The organism is Halomicronema sp. CCY15110 (assembly GCF_016888165.1).
Lineage (GTDB): Bacteria > Cyanobacteriota > Cyanobacteriia > Phormidesmidales > Phormidesmidaceae > Halomicronema.
Genome location: NZ_JACSWC010000205.1, coordinates 1 through 14,289 on the forward strand (window position 1 = coordinate 1; position 14,289 = coordinate 14,289).

Sequence of the window (14,289 nt, forward strand, 5' to 3'; positions counted from 1 at the left end):
TTGAGGCCATCTTTCAGGGATGGTCACTAGCCCAGGAGGGATTTATGTGTACTTAGTAGCCCAAAACTGGGAGAGGGGCTGGTCCGGCCCCCCTTCTCCCAGTTTTGGGGTCATCGGACAGGGGACGGTTCCCTATCGGTTGATCCAACAGGGGCAAGCGGAGTCCAAGGGAACCGTCCCCTAACCCATAGGGTGCGTAACCGGTTGTTACAGAAGAGACAATTCGTCATGTCAACCAGCGATCGCACTCGGCAGTTCCACTGACATCTTGACTGCTTACGTGTGCAAGGCATTGGTGCCGTACCAGAGACTACTGAAAACCGCAGATTTTTCCAAAAAAGATTGAGCCGGGTGATATGAAACGAAAATCCCGGGGGTAGTCTAACGACATGGAGCTAGACACAACACATTTCGCCCAACGGCTTCTCAAGGAGAAAAACTAAACCATGAAAATGAACTTTGCCTATAACCTGCTCAAGCAACTGCGTAGCAAGAAAGATGAAGGTGGTTTCACCCTAATTGAACTGCTGGTGGTCATCATCATTATCGGTATCTTGGCTGCGATCGCTTTGCCTTCCTTCCTCAACCAAGCTAACCGCGCCCGTGAAACTGAAGCAACTAACGCGATCGGTTCCTTGAACCGGGGGCAGCAAGCCTTCTATCTAGAGAACGTAGAATATACTGACACAGCTGCTGATTTGGATGTCGGTACCGTGGAAAACACTGAGAACTACGGTTACGGTAGCCAAACAGTAGCGCAAACTGATGCGGGTGTTGGGGATAGTACATTCTTGGTAGGGCAGAACGCTGCTGGCGATGATAATCAAATCGCCGTCATTTATGCGACACCGAGAGCCAACCTGCGCGGCTTTGCCGGCATCTCTTATGTGGAGACTGTGGTGCAAGGTGCAGGTGCAGACGCAACGACTAAAAGCGTCACTTCAGGCCTCATTTGCCGTGAAGTGGGTGCTGACGTAGAGGCTGCCGGCATCGCCAATGCACCTGGGGCGGCATATCCTGGGGGTGCTGATCCGACCGCGGAAGACTTTTGTGGTGGTATGCAGCCTGTAAACTAAGCTTTGCGCCTGGCTTAGGCTCTGCAAAGTCTTTGATGGCTCTGTCAGCAGTGACAGAGCCATTCTTGTCTTTAAAGCTTAAGTCGTTCCCCGTGAGACTTTTTTAGCTAATAAACTGAGCACACATAAAGATCTCTACATACGGTATCTGGCAGATAGCCATGAATTTGTATCAACATCGCTGGTTTGCTTATGCGGGCCCAATCATTGGTTTACTCATTCTCATTGCAGCCATTCTCGGCCTGCAACAGCAGCGATTGCAGGCCATCCACAACCCCGACTCAGAGACGCTGGCCACTGACGCTACCAATGACGAGCAGCAACGGGAACTCCAGGTTGCGCTGCTAGATTCACTGCCAGATTTCGGCTTTCGGAATCTCTGGGCAGACTGGACTTTTCTGAATTTTTTGCAGTATTTTGGCAACTTTGAATATCGCCAGGAGACCAGTTACCGTCTCAGTGGCGATTACTTTGAGATCATTCTCGATCGCGACCCTTATGCTTATTTACCCTACGAATATCTTTCCAGCAGCGTCTCGCTGTTTGCAGGTGAGCCCAAACGAGCGGTTGCCATGCAGGAGAACGGATTGAAATATTTAGCACCCGATTTTCCGCCTGAGAGTTATTTCATCTGGCGGCATAAGGGTATTGATGAAATCTTATTTCTGGACGATTATGATGCATCGGCCAAATCTCATGACATGGCTGCCAGTTGGGCGGCACAATCCTCCTTGCCCGCTGCGAAAGAGGACCAACATTCGTTAAGAGACACAGCTGATTTTTTGGCCCAAGGTGATTTCGATCCGGCTGCGGTGCAAATCACGGCCTGGGCTCAGCTGATTCGCACCGCGCCTGATGCCCAGACTCAAGACAAGGCCATTGAGCGCTTGAGAACTCAATTCGGGGTCGAGGTGGTTTGGCAGGAGGATGGCACCTTCTTTCTCCGGCAGATCTCCCCTAATGAGGAGGGGACTGCTGAGCAGTGAGCCAACGCTCAGATGCCCTAGTGCAAGAAGTGGCGGATGCCGGTCATGGCCATGACCAGGCCGAGTTCGTTGGCGGCTTGGATGGAGTCGGCGTCGCGTTTGCTGCCGCCGGGCTGCACGATCGCTCTTATCCCCGCCGCTGCAGCTGTGCGCACTGAGTCATCAAAGGGAAAGAAACCATCGCTGGCGAGCACTGCGCCTTGGGCTTGATCACCCGCTTGGTCAAGGGCGATTTTGGCTGCGCCGACCCGGTTCATCTGTCCCGCCCCGACGCCGAGGGTGGTACGGTTGTTGGTGACCAGAATGGCGTTGGATTTGATGTGTTTTACCAAGCGCCAGGCAAATAGCAGCTCTTCCAGGGTGTCGGCGTCGGGCTTTTGGTCGGTGACGATTTCCCATGCGGAGGGATCGTCTTCGATGTTGTCGGTCTCTTGCACCAGGAAGCCGCCCGCGATCGCTCTGGGGGCGTGAGTCGGTCCCGTCAAGAGATCTTCGAGTAGCAACACCCGCAGGTTGCCCTTCTTCGCCAAAATTTCTGCGGCGTCATCATCACACCCCGGCGCAACGATACATTCCAAAAAGGTTTTGGTCATGGCGGTGGCGGTGTCGCCATCAATGGGGCGATTGAGCGCGACGATGCCGCCAAAGGCAGACACGGAGTCGGCGTCAAAGGCTTTTTGATAGGCTTCCGCTAGGGATGGGCCTTGGGCTGCACCACAGGGATTTGTGTGCTTGAGCACGGCGGCGGCGGGCACTTGCGCTGGAAACTCGGCAATGATGCGGCGGGCGGCTTCGAGATCCACCAGGTTGTTGTAGCTGAGGGGCTTGCCCTGCACCAAGTTGGCTGCGGCCCAGCCGGAGGGGACATTGCCCGTTTGATACCAGGTGGCGGGCTGGTGGGGGTTTTCGCCATAGCGCAACTGCTGTCGCTGGAGACCACTCAGGGTCCACCGTTGGGGCAGTTCGGTAGCGACGTCGATGTCGATGTTGGCTTCGGAGTCCGCAGCGGAGAGGTAATGGGCGATCGCCTGGTCGTAGGTGGCGGTGTGCCAAAAAGCTTGGCGGGCACAGTCTTGCCGGAAACCGGGGGTGACTTCGCCCTCGTACTCAGTCAGTTGCGCGAGATAGGGCGCATACTGTTCGGGGTTACACAGGATAGTGACGAAAGCATGATTTTTAGCCGCCGCACGCACCATGGTGGGGCCACCAATGTCAATTTGTTCGATCGCTTCCGGCAGGGTGACATCGGGCTTCGCAATGGTTTGCTCAAAGGGATAGAGGTTCACCACCACCAGATCGAAGGCGCGAATGTTGTTGGCGGCCATCTCTTCCGCATCGCTGGGCAGACCCGGACGACCGAGGATGCCGCCATGAATGCGGGGGTGCAGCGTTTTGACGCGACCGCCGAGAATTTCGGGGGAGCCGGTGTAGTCGGACACTTTGGTGACGGGGAGTCCAGCATCGGCGATCGCTTTGGCGGTGCCACCGCTGCTGACAATTTCAAAGTCAAACGACTCGACCAGTGCCTTGGCCAAATCCACCAATCCCGTTTTGTCGGAAACACTCAGCAATGCTAGCCGCGACATGGCGCTCATCCCGTTTCTTTGCATCCTTCAATATACCGGGGGGCGGGGGGGTGAGGGTAGGGGGTGAAGGGTGTGAGGGTGGAGTGTGGCAGGGGGTGAGGGTGTGAGGGTGGCAGGGTGTGAGGGTGGAAGAGGCGGGGGAGAGATTAGGAGCCGGGGAGATGGGGGGTGAGGATAGAATCGTGACCGAGAATAGAACGAGTCGGACTGGGGAGAAATATGGTGTTGAGGGCGATCGCGAAAGAGACGGATGAGGCGGCGGATAAGTTGCTGATTGGGCTGCACGGTTGGGGGGCAAATGCTGAAGACTTAGCCACGTTGGCGGACTATCTGCCGCTGCGGGGCTTCAAAATGTTGTTTCCCGATGCGCCGTTTCCGCATCCCCATGCACCGGGGGGCCGCATGTGGTATGGCTTTCCCATGGGTTACGACTTTCAGAGCGAGCATGATTTTGCCCAGCAGGCCGATTTGCAAGAAAGTCGGGCGTTATTGCAGCAGTGGCTGGGTCAGGTAGCGGAGGAAACGGGAATTCCGACGGAACGGACGGCGATCGCGGGGTTTTCGCAAGGGGGGGCGATGACGCTGGATGTGGGGCTGCAACTGCCGCTGGCGGGGGCGTTGATTCTCAGTGGCTATTTGCACAGCGCGCCAGTTCCCAACGCAGATTTGGGGCCGGTGCTGATGGTGCACGGACGGCAAGATCCGGTGGTGCCGATCGCCCGAGCGCACCAGTCGCGCGATGTCCTCAAGTCGCAGGCGGTTGATTTGACCTATCAGGAATACGATATGGGCCATGAGATTTCGCCATTGGTGCTGCGGGAGATTCGGCTGTTTTGTGAGCAGTTGCCGATTTGAGAAGGTTTTGAGCGAGAACGTGGATGAGCGGGGGCAAGGGGAGATGAGGGGCATTATCCACTCGGTGACCTGTCCACTCTGGGGCAATCATCAATAAATCTGTGAACTAACCTGAAAAGGTGGATGAGTGCCTGTCTAATGTGGGGACTCTGATCTGGACTGATGCCGTTTACCCCCAGCTGCAATCTGCCGTGACTCAAGAATTTCATTTATCTATCACTGCCCTGGGTAGCGATCGCTATCTGATTCGCACTGAGGACACAGCGGCGGGAGTGCCCGTGGCGGAATCGCAGGTGGAATGGCCGGTGGAAGACTGGCTCCAAATGGCGCAGCCCGCGCTGGATGATCCAGTCTTGGGGCTATTGCAAGGCACAGCGGATTTGGGCGATCGCCCCTCAGATCTCCAAGCCCTGGGGCAAGAACTGTATCGGGCCTTGTTTCAAGACGAGGCGATTCGCGAGAGCTGGCTGCGGGCGCAGGGCATTGCCCAAAACCGAAACGAAATTTTGCGGTTGCGGTTGGGGCTCAAAGATAGCCGCCTGCAACGCCTCCCCTGGGAACTGTTACGCCAGGGCCAGCAGCCCATTACCACCCAGGGTAACCAAACCTTTGCCCGCTATGCCGCGCATTTACTGGTGACGCAAACCGCAGAAATGCAGGCGCTTTCGGGGGTGGATGACACGATTCGGGTGTTGATGGTGCTGGCGAGTCCGCACGACCAAGACCATCTCCAGCTCTTGCAGGAAGTGCGACAGATTCAAGACTTATTGGCCTTACCCGCCGCGCGATCGACCCCGATTCAGATTGACATTTTGGAGCAGCCCGATCGCAGTCAACTGGCGCAAAAGCTGGAGCAGGGGCACTATCAAGTGCTGCACTACGCCGGCCACAGCGACTTTGGCCAAGGCGGGGGCGATTTGTCTCTGGTCAATCGACAAACGGGGCTAACGGAGCGGCTGGCGGGGGATGACCTGGCGGGTTTGCTGGTCAATAATCAGGTGGCGTTGACCATTTTCAATTCTTGTCGCAGTGGTCATACGGCGGGCGATGACGCCGAAATGGACTGGCGGCAGCAAAATCTGGTGCAGGCGTTGGTGACGCGCGGGGTGCCTGGCGTGATTGCCATGGCGGAACGGATTCCGGATGGGGTGGCGATCGCCTTCACCCAGCTGTTCTATCAAAATCTGCGGCGGGGCTTGCCCATTGACGTGAGCCTGAGCCGCACCCGCCAAGGGTTGATTGCCAGTTTTGGGTCTGATCAGCATTACTGGGCCTTGCCCATTTTGTACATGCACCCTGAGTTTGATGGCTATTTGACCCGGCGCGATCGCGAGGCCGACGCCCAACTCAATCCCGATGTGCTCTCTGCGCCTGAAACCATCCCCTCGCCCCTCGACTTTGAAGCAATCCCCAACGCGACATCAACCGGAACGACGGGGCAGACCGCGACAGTCGCGAATGCCTCGGTAACCGTGCTGCCGCCGGAGTCGGGGGTCAATGACTCCGCGCCACTGCCCGATTTGCCGACCGACGCCGGAGTCGCCGCGACCCTACTGAGTCAACTAGAGACGCCCAATGCTCCCGATACAGAGGAGGATGAGCTGCTCGCCAGCTATGTGCAACAGCTGTCGCAAAACGCTGCCGCCCGGGCGGAACCCCCGATCGCCGCCGATGCTGAAGAGGTGCTGCTCGATGACCAGACCCAGCGGGCGGGCATGGCGATTTACGACACGCTGCCAGATATGCCGCCGCCAGCTGCCAAGGCGGTACCGCCGACCGCAGAACAGCCGGGATCAACAGCAGCGACCTTCTCGGTGTCGGAGGCTCACCCCTCGGCTCCGTCGTCCGTGACAGCGCGATCGCCCCGTCAGCCCGAAAAGCCCATCCTGGTTTGGTTTGCGCTCGGTCTCGTCGGCATTGTCGGCGTGGTGGGCCTCAGTCTCTTTGCCTTGCGCTGGGGCGGGCGCGACGTGGCGACGCCTGCCGGCAACGATACGCCCAGCTCGGTGGTGACGAGCGAAGATGTCGCCGTGGCCCCCGCTGAGCCCCAACCCGCCAACGAGGATCCGGACACGTTGATCCGTCGAGCCGAGGCAGCTATTCGCGACGGTCGCTATGCCGATGCCCGGGAAGACTTCAACCTGGCGCTGGATCAAGCGCTAATGGGCAACGTGCCCCACAGCGACGTGAGCGATCCGATTTGGACGTGGGTCAAAGATGCCACCCAGTCTGATTTACTCTTCATCAAAGGCCGCCTGGCCTGGCAAGAGGCCAAACTCATCACCTATGAGCAGGGTGAGTTTGATAGCCGCTTTAACCAGCGCACCTATATCGAGCAGGCTCGCGAAGCTTGGGAATTAACCGACAACACCTTGATTGAGGGGCGCATTGCGCGGGGTTTTGCCGCCTATGCCGAGGCCGACTGGAATAGCGCGATCGCCAATTGGGAGGCCGCGTTAACCTTGCACGATGCGCAACGGGAGCGCCAGCCCAATCCGGCAGGCAATGTGCCCGCTGATCCCGCCGTGCTTCACGCCTATGCCGGGCTGATCATGGTTCACACCCGGCTGGGCAACATGAACCTCGCCGGACTGGCAGAAGACCCTGGCCTGAGCACCGCCAGCGACACTGATCAGGCAATTTTGAATGCGGAAGCGGAGTTGAATCGGGCGATCGCCCGCGAATACTTCCTGCGCCTGCAAGAGATGGACGAGCTGAGCTGGATGGATCCGCAAAAACTGAGCATCGTCACCGCCGCCCCCGAAGACCAACTCAACTGGATTTGGAGCCTCGACCTGCTAGAAGACTGGCGCACCGCCTATCGCTATTGGGAGCAAGAAACGAGCAGTTCTGTCCTCCCCAATCCAGAATAAGTTGGAACCTTGCCGCTACATTAGGGGCAGTTGCGCTGTGTATTGGCTATGACTTCTCCCTCAACAACCCTCAAGTCACTAACCGCTGAATCCATCTCTGAGGCCGCTTTTGCCCCCTTTGGCCAGGTCATCTTCCCCTCGGAAGATGGGGCTCCCTACGGGCCGGATGACGCCCAACTCAAGCTCGACGAGGGGATTCCCCGCTTCTACATCATGCGGCTAGAGGGCAAGGGGCGGCAGTTCCACGCGATTACTCGCCATCGCCGCTGTACCCAGTGTTTGGGCGCGCTGGCTGGGGCCGAGTGGCTGATGGCGGTGGCCCCACCCAGCGACGCCGACGTGCCCGACCCGGCAGACATTAAAGCGTTTCGCATTCCCGGCAATTGCTTCATCAAGCTCCACGTCGGCACCTGGCACGCCGGACCGCTATTTGACGCGCCCGTGGTGGATTTTTACAATCTGGAACTGAGCGACACCAATGTGGTGGATCACCAAACCTGCAACCTGCGATCGCGCTTCCACGTAGAATTTGAAATCGTGTAGAGCAAAAAGGACGATTGATGGCGAAATTTGTCATGTGGGGCAGCTACTGCGAAGACGCCCTGGAAAAGCGCACGCCCTATCGGGCCGATCATCTGGCGGGGCTACAATCGCAAAAGGATAGTGGGGTGCTTCTTTCCCTCGGCCCTACGGTGGATAACACCAAAGTGTTTGGCATTTACGAAGCGGATGATCAAGCCACCGTGCATAAGCTGATTGAAAACGACCCCTATTGGCAGAACGGCATCTGGACGGACTATGAACTCTACGCTTGGAATCAGGTGTTTTGATGGCCGCCATCGCCGTCCTCAAGACCCCACTGAGGCCGCAATGTGTCATCCCCACGGCTCAGATTTCCTGATTGGGCTTCCATTTGGCGGCTCGTAGGTAGCCTTCGAGAAAGGGCAAGCCGCCGATCGCGGGCAAAAAGTACCGCGAGGTGCAAAGCAACCCCAACGCCGCTGCCGTAGCGGCATCTAAGTAAGGGGCGTAGAGAAAGACCAGCGCGGCGTCGCGGGTGCCCACTCCGGCGAAGGTGAGGGGCAACAGCCCGGCCAGGATGGCTAACGGCGACAGCGCCAAGCTCGTCAGGAATGGCACCCAAGCATTCAGCGCCAGGATGAACAGCCAGATTTGCAGCAGGTGCAGGAGCCAGATGAAAACGGAGATGCCGGTGACGCGCAAAAGCTGACGGCGATCGCGCCAAAAATAGGCGTGCATTTCGCCCCAAGCGACTTGCAGTTGCTTAAATTTGACCTTGATTTTTTGAGGAGCGAGCTGCTGGCCCAGGGCAAAAAAGAGATTGGCAAATCGCGTTGAGCCCAGTAGCAATAAGCCCCCGGTTAAGCCCGCCAGAATGCACACCGTCATGAGCCAAAAGAAGGCATCTTTTTGGGGATAGAGCCACAGGCCAAATAAACACCACAGCAGCAGCGATAGCAAATCGCAGGCTTTTTCAAACACCACGAGGGACAGGGCGAGGGACGTACTCAAATGGCCGCGATCGCGCATGAAATAGGCCTTGGCAATATCCCCCGCTTTCGACGGCAACACCATGTTCAACACGCAGGCCGCCAAAATGAGCCGATTGGCTTCCCAAAACGGCAGGGGCTGATGGGGCGGCATGAGCCAGCGCAACCGCAGAGCCGTGATCAGGGTGATGGGCACCACCATGCCGAGCCCGACCATTAGCCAACCGAAGTGAGAGTGCCGCAAAACTGCCAAGAGATCTTGGAACGGAATGCGCCAGTAAATCAGCCCCAGGATAACCAGACTGACGGCAATGGAAATCAGCCGTTTTCCCCGATTACTCATCGGCTGATTTCCTGGTGATGTCCGCGATCGCCCTCGGCCTCGATGGCGTTAGCGTCCCACTGCACTTTAATCACCTGCGCTTGCTCCAGGGGCACAGGCTCCGGCGGCAGCAGCGATGGCAGCAGCTCTTCGCGACTGAAGCTATCGGCGCTGGCCACGTGTCGCAAGTTTTGACGCGGACTGGCGATCGCCCTCCCCCCCGGCCATGCCCCCAAGCGATCGTGCAAAGTCACTCCCCCCGGCCCCCATGCAATCGTGCGCTCGAAACCGGGGCCAGTACCGCTGCCGGGACGAAAGATCATGGCTCGTTTGAGTAGCGGAATCAGCCGTTGTCGGAGCACAAACGCCAAGAGCCGCAGGATGCTGTGCTTGATCGGCGTGGGCACATGAAAGCTGGTTCGCGGACAGTGACCGGAAATGCGTAGGGAATTGTCTTCATAGGCGATCGCCCAATCTGCCGACCACCAGTTAGAAGTCCATCCTTTTTGCCCTTGCCGAATGCGCCAGCCGTATTCCACAATCGGCGGCTGTCCTGCTGACTGGTGCCGATGAATGCGGACTAAGCCGCCTTTGCGAGCCGCCACATAAGCCGTCCAGGGTTGCGCGTGGGGACGATAAACCGCGTACCCACAGCCCGGTAACCAGAGGGCTTCTGACCAGGTGGGCAACTGGGCGGGCTGCATGGCGGCGAGGTAGGGCAGGCTGCGCACAATGCTGGCAAAGAGGTAGTGGCAATGGTAGCGATCGTCGGTGCTCCAGGCAAAATGATGGGGCTGGTCGAGGTCGCGAAATAGCGTTTCGACCAGCCAGGTGGCGGTGGGGTTCCAGGATGCGGCCCGCACCAGCCCGTAGGGCACCACGTAGTCGGTATTGCGGCTGTTGAGGGTACTCGGCAACCGCCCGTCGCCCCCCACCAGTGGGGCCAAAAAGGCGATCGCCCGGTCAATGGCGGCGATCGCCCGCTCATCCCCAGTCGCGTCGTGATAGTCGATCAGGGCATCCAGGGTGACGGTTAAATAGCCAAAATCTGGCCCCCCATATTCGTTAAACCAGCCTTCGGGATGCTGGGCCTGAAACAGTTGCGTTGCCAGCACTTGAATTCGACTGGCTAAATTGGGCACCAGTCCCGCTTTAGCGGCAAGAGCTAAGCCCGCTAAACCCGCTGCCTGCTGATTGGTGGCTCCCGCTTCTACGCGATTGGCCAGGTGCTGAGCCAGGCGACGCAGCGGCTCCCGATGGACTTGGGCGGCCAGGTGCGGGGCGTGGGTTTCCCAATCCAGCAGCAGGCGACCAGCGGCATACAGGCCAAACGCCGCTGGCGGATAGCCGGCTTCAAAGGGGTAATATTCATCCACTCGACCCTGGCGATCAACCTGTCGAGCTAGGGCGTTGAGGGCGGCGACAGCCCAGCGATCGCCTTGCGGTGTCGGCTCCAAGGAGGGCACCTGTCCCGTGCGGATGGCCTCTAGGGTAAACGCTCCCTGCTGCAAAATGCTGGAGGGAAAATCGCGGATTTTGTAATGCCAGTAGTTGCGGTCAAAGCAGCCAAAGGTGGGGGAATCGGGATCGCGATCGCACTGCGTCAAGACGCGGGGCACCTGATGTTCGACGTAGCTTTGGAAGATGGGCAACAGGGGCATGGGTAAGCAGCAGGGATGGAGGAGAGGTGAAAAAGCCGTTGAGGAGCAGGGGAGCTAGGGAGTAGGGTAGAAAGGGAGCGGCGCTCGATTTAGTCGTCTGAGTGACCCACTCCGGCTCCGGTGGCGGCAGGGTGGGTGAGTTCGGCCCAGCGATCGCCAGCCCCCTCGACCACAAACTGGGTTTGGCCGAGCCCTTTACGTTTGGTGGGTTTCGACAGGCCTTTCCAGGTTTTGCGCAGGGTGTTGAAGGCTGGCCCAACCAAGCCCAGGGGCAAACGGGCAATCACCCAACGGGCCAAGGGCCAACGACCGATCGCGAAGGAACCGCTGATCACCCGTTCGACTCGATAACGACTGCGATCGATCGCCGCTGGGCGGTAACCAAAGTCAGGAATGGGCTGTCCCCGCCGCTGTTGCCAATCCAGCCGAATGTAGGTGCCGCGTTTTTTGAAATCCAGCATGTGACCATGCATGGCGAGGGCTTGACTGACTTCAATGGGGGTCAGTTCCAGGGCCTGCTGATCTTGCATGGCTTGTAGGGTGGCACTGGCCAGGGGCGTCCGCGCCACGATGACGGAATGGCCTCCCCCCGCCGATTCAAACTGGGGCGACCAGGCATCGCCCACCGACAGATCGGTCAACTCGTTGGTAAAGTCAGGGATGATCTGGCAGTTGCGCGAAATGTAGAACGGAATCAAATAGTTGTAATAGAACTTTTGCGCCCGGAACACGCGCCCGTCCTCGACTTCGACCTGCAAATAACCGGGCCATTCTCCCGCCCGCCACTGGAGCGAGGTAATGGCGAGGCGATCGGCTACGCCCTGCGATCGCAAAAAGGCCCGCACCGCCCCCAAATACATATTCGTGCCCGTGTAGGGGCCAGCAACAAACACCACCTTTTGGGCGGCGGGATGTCCGGCAGCCTGCAACATGCGCAGCGTGGCGACCTGTTCTGGCAGGCCCACAAAGGCCAGCTTGCCGTCAAACGCCGCCATCTCCGGCAGCAGGGTCAGCATGGGAGTCACCGCATAGACACTTTGGGCGGCCGCCAGCACTTCTTCCCGATTGCGGGCAATCAGGGGGGTGGCGCGTTCTGGGGTTTTGTATCCCTGTTGCAGCACGATCGCTCCATCCACCTGCCCCGTTTCCAGCAAATGGATCAGCACGCGGCTGATGACGCCCCCAGAAGCGCCCCGGCGGCGAATCCCCGGTTCGGCGGCGTAACCGGTGAACACCTGACGATAGGGGCCGAGTAGCCAGTCGTCCGGCAACGAGCCATGCAGCCATTGAAATAACTCAGGATAGGGCGTCCCGCGACCAGAACAGACTGACCAGGTCAGGGCCAACGCGTCGGCATCAGCGGCTTGGGGCTGGCGGCGCAGATGAGGCAGGGGGCCGCGATCGGTTTCCTGAACATCCAGCAAATCGGGACAGAGCCCCACACAAGCCCCGCAGTGGGTGCAGTTTCCGGGCTGAATCACCTGTTGTTGCAACCGATCCCAATCGTTCATGATCCATCCAAGCGTCCGCATCCAACTTTATCAAGATTCTGAATCATCCCATCTGCGGGCTAATCGATTGCGCCAGAGACTAGGGAGCGGACTGGGCCGATCTCGCCACGCAATTGGCATCCAGCACCGTCCAGCGATCGCGCTCAAACACCGCACACGATTGCACCGCCTGACTGACTATCGGTACCTGGCCTTGGGCAATCTGCTCCGTGGCCTGATCCGCCACTGGTTGAAATTGCCGCATCCATTTACTGTCACTCACATAGGTCGGCGCAAAAGCGTGGTGATCGAGCAGCCAAAAATCGACGCCATATTGCTGAATAAAGGCCGCGACCACCGCCGGCTCATCCGTGTACTGGGCGATGAGCAGGTCGATGACGCGCTGGCGAAACTGCCGATAATACTCGGTGTGGTAGGCCAAGCCATGCTCTTGGGAGACGAGCACAGAGCGGCCCGCAAAGGACGGAATGTTACTGGCTTCGTTCGACAGGGAGGCGATGAGGCTGTCTTGGGGCTGACTCTGAAAAAACTCGTACAGCTCGCCCGAGTCGGCCAAATCGTAGTACGCCGTTTTGGGGTAGTTATTCAGAAAGAGCGGATAGTAGAAGAACGTCGTGATGAAAAACGTGGCGACGAATAGCAACGGGAAACCTTTGCCCACCCAACGTTTTAGCTGATGGTTCTGGGGCGATCGCCCGCTCGTGGTGGCTGATCGACTCCAGCGATCGCCCCACTGAAACAGCGCCTCAAATAAAAAGACCCACACCATGCCCGCCGCCAGCACCAACACCACCCGAATCGTGTGACTGGTATAGCGGCTCGGCAAATGCAACTCAAAGAGCAATAGATGGGCCAGCAGAAACAGCCCAAACGACACCACCAATAGCTGGCCCAGCAAGTCCACATGGGGGCGCACCAGCTGTCTCAAGGACGTTTGCGTTTTGGCCGATGACCAGAGAAACCAGGGCAGCAAAAGCCCCACCCAGCTAGTCACGGGAATCGAGGTGCGCCGATGAAAAATGCCGCTGCGCCCCGGATAGCCATCTAACCAAAAAGCCATATCTGGCCGAAAAAAGGCGTTGCGCCCGCCGGGCTGAAACTCCGGCATCGTCTGGGCCTCGGCCCGACTCACAATACTGCCAAACTCCGCTAGGTTGCCCGTGTAAAAGGCCAACGCCAGAATGAGGGCCATCCCCGCTGCCACTACGCTGTAATCGTGCCAGTCAGTCGATAGCCGAAACCGCCCCTTTTGCCACTGGGCGAGCCGCAGCACCAGTACCCCCACGGAAATCAAAATAATCGGGGGATAAAAAATCGCCTGTAACACCAACACCAGCGCACCCCGCCATCGCGCTTGGCGCAGCACATACAGCAGAAAGGCAATCAGTAAAGGATAGAGAAAGGCCCGTGGCGTTGCTGAAGAGATTTCATCTGACCCCCACAGGGCTTGATTGAGCAGGGCAGCAGAAATAAACGCGGCGAACGGCAGGGGAAAGATTTCCAGACTTAAAAAGAAGCCATAGCCGACCGTGATCACCCCGAGGAAGAACGGCAAAACCTTGCTCACAAAGTCGGGAGTGAAGCCCAGCATCGCCAGGCTGCGATACAGCCACTCATAGCCAATCGGCGCTGCCGCCTGAAAGTAATCGGCAATCAAATCGTTGGGAAACAGCGCCGGATCCAAAAACCGCTGCATCCAAAAAATATGCTGCCGCGCATCATCCTGCACCACATAGTCACTGGCGAAGGCTTGTTGCAGCGCCAGACTGCCATAGATGACGGCAAACATCATGCTGAGCCCCAGCCAGAAATATCGACTCCGCTGGGAGCGTTGCGTTAGTAAGGCCAATGCAGGGGAAAGAGCCATAAATCTGAGGGGAAAACAGCGTCAAAAGCAGCATCAAACAG

The 14,289-nt window shown here is 58.3% G+C and carries 11 protein-coding genes; 6 read left to right on the forward strand and 5 right to left on the reverse strand.

Annotation, left to right across the window (positions count from 1 at the left end; all coding sequences use genetic code 11):
• Positions 1-446: 446 nt before the first annotated feature.
• Together JUK32_RS06780 and JUK32_RS06785 are read left to right on the forward strand one after the other, a co-directional pair.
• Complete coding sequence (locus tag JUK32_RS06780; protein ID WP_305037830.1) at positions 447-1,076, forward strand: type IV pilin-like G/H family protein; 630 nt, start codon at positions 447-449, stop codon at positions 1,074-1,076.
• Between the two features lie 161 nt (positions 1,077-1,237).
• Positions 1,238-2,062 carry a hypothetical protein gene (locus tag JUK32_RS06785; protein WP_204138092.1) on the forward strand — a complete coding sequence of 275 codons (825 nt, stop codon included), beginning with the start codon at positions 1,238-1,240 and terminating at the stop codon, positions 2,060-2,062.
• 17 nt (positions 2,063-2,079) lie between these two features.
• Here JUK32_RS06785 and purH read toward each other — a convergent pair whose 3' ends face one another.
• Complete coding sequence (gene purH / locus JUK32_RS06790) at positions 2,080-3,648, reverse strand: bifunctional phosphoribosylaminoimidazolecarboxamide formyltransferase/IMP cyclohydrolase (protein WP_204138093.1); 1,569 nt, start codon at positions 3,646-3,648, stop codon at positions 2,080-2,082.
• Between the two features lie 219 nt (positions 3,649-3,867).
• Between purH and JUK32_RS06795 the strand changes: the two genes are divergently transcribed.
• The 4 genes from JUK32_RS06795 to JUK32_RS06810 all read left to right on the forward strand — a co-directional run bounded on the left by JUK32_RS06795 (position 3,868) and on the right by JUK32_RS06810 (position 8,206).
• On the forward strand, positions 3,868-4,503 hold the full coding sequence (locus JUK32_RS06795) for an alpha/beta hydrolase (protein WP_204138094.1): 636 nt from the start codon (positions 3,868-3,870) through the stop codon (positions 4,501-4,503).
• Between the two features lie 191 nt (positions 4,504-4,694).
• Complete coding sequence (locus tag JUK32_RS06800) at positions 4,695-7,376, forward strand: CHAT domain-containing protein (RefSeq protein ID WP_204138095.1); 2,682 nt, start codon at positions 4,695-4,697, stop codon at positions 7,374-7,376.
• 48 nt (positions 7,377-7,424) lie between these two features.
• Positions 7,425-7,919: an ureidoglycolate lyase gene (locus tag JUK32_RS06805; RefSeq protein WP_204138096.1), complete on the forward strand. Its 495-nt coding sequence runs from the start codon at positions 7,425-7,427 to the stop codon at positions 7,917-7,919.
• A 17-nt stretch (positions 7,920-7,936) separates the two neighbouring features.
• Positions 7,937-8,206: a YciI family protein gene (locus tag JUK32_RS06810; protein ID WP_204138097.1), complete on the forward strand. Its 270-nt coding sequence runs from the start codon at positions 7,937-7,939 to the stop codon at positions 8,204-8,206.
• A gap of 58 nt (positions 8,207-8,264) precedes the next feature.
• Here the strand turns inward: JUK32_RS06810 and JUK32_RS06815 are convergent, their stop codons facing one another.
• The 4 genes from JUK32_RS06815 to JUK32_RS06830 all read right to left on the reverse strand — a co-directional run bounded on the left by JUK32_RS06815 (position 8,265) and on the right by JUK32_RS06830 (position 14,248).
• A complete protein-coding gene (locus tag JUK32_RS06815) occupies positions 8,265-9,230 on the reverse strand; it encodes a lysylphosphatidylglycerol synthase transmembrane domain-containing protein (protein WP_204138098.1) in 966 nt (321 codons plus the stop codon).
• On the reverse strand, positions 9,227-10,870 hold the full coding sequence (locus JUK32_RS06820) for a hypothetical protein (protein ID WP_204138099.1): 1,644 nt from the start codon (positions 10,868-10,870) through the stop codon (positions 9,227-9,229). The genes JUK32_RS06815 and JUK32_RS06820 overlap by 4 nt, the downstream gene beginning before the upstream one ends.
• Before the next feature lie 89 nt (positions 10,871-10,959).
• Positions 10,960-12,381, reverse strand: coding sequence for a Coenzyme F420 hydrogenase/dehydrogenase, beta subunit C-terminal domain (locus JUK32_RS06825; protein WP_204138100.1), 1,422 nt, complete (start codon positions 12,379-12,381; stop codon positions 10,960-10,962).
• 79 nt (positions 12,382-12,460) lie between these two features.
• Positions 12,461-14,248: a hypothetical protein gene (locus JUK32_RS06830; RefSeq protein WP_204138101.1), complete on the reverse strand. Its 1,788-nt coding sequence runs from the start codon at positions 14,246-14,248 to the stop codon at positions 12,461-12,463.
• Positions 14,249-14,289 lie beyond the last annotated feature (41 nt).

What these genes read in the sequence shown, in the direction of transcription:
- JUK32_RS06820 (WP_204138099.1), bottom strand. Translation starts at nt 10,870, where the DNA reads ATGCCCCTGTTGCCCATCTTCCAAAGCTACGTCGAACATCAGGTGCCC.
- JUK32_RS06815 (WP_204138098.1), bottom strand. Translation starts at nt 9,230, where the DNA reads ATGAGTAATCGGGGAAAACGGCTGATTTCCATTGCCGTCAGTCTGGTT.
- JUK32_RS06810 (WP_204138097.1), top strand. Translation starts at nt 7,937, where the DNA reads ATGGCGAAATTTGTCATGTGGGGCAGCTACTGCGAAGACGCCCTGGAA.
- JUK32_RS06780 (WP_305037830.1), top strand. Translation starts at nt 447, where the DNA reads ATGAAAATGAACTTTGCCTATAACCTGCTCAAGCAACTGCGTAGCAAG.
- purH (WP_204138093.1), bottom strand. Translation starts at nt 3,648, where the DNA reads ATGTCGCGGCTAGCATTGCTGAGTGTTTCCGACAAAACGGGATTGGTG.
- JUK32_RS06785 (WP_204138092.1), top strand. Translation starts at nt 1,238, where the DNA reads ATGAATTTGTATCAACATCGCTGGTTTGCTTATGCGGGCCCAATCATT.
- JUK32_RS06830 (WP_204138101.1), bottom strand. Translation starts at nt 14,248, where the DNA reads ATGGCTCTTTCCCCTGCATTGGCCTTACTAACGCAACGCTCCCAGCGG.
- JUK32_RS06795 (WP_204138094.1), top strand. Translation starts at nt 3,868, where the DNA reads ATGGTGTTGAGGGCGATCGCGAAAGAGACGGATGAGGCGGCGGATAAG.
- JUK32_RS06825 (WP_204138100.1), bottom strand. Translation starts at nt 12,381, where the DNA reads ATGAACGATTGGGATCGGTTGCAACAACAGGTGATTCAGCCCGGAAAC.
- JUK32_RS06805 (WP_204138096.1), top strand. Translation starts at nt 7,425, where the DNA reads ATGACTTCTCCCTCAACAACCCTCAAGTCACTAACCGCTGAATCCATC.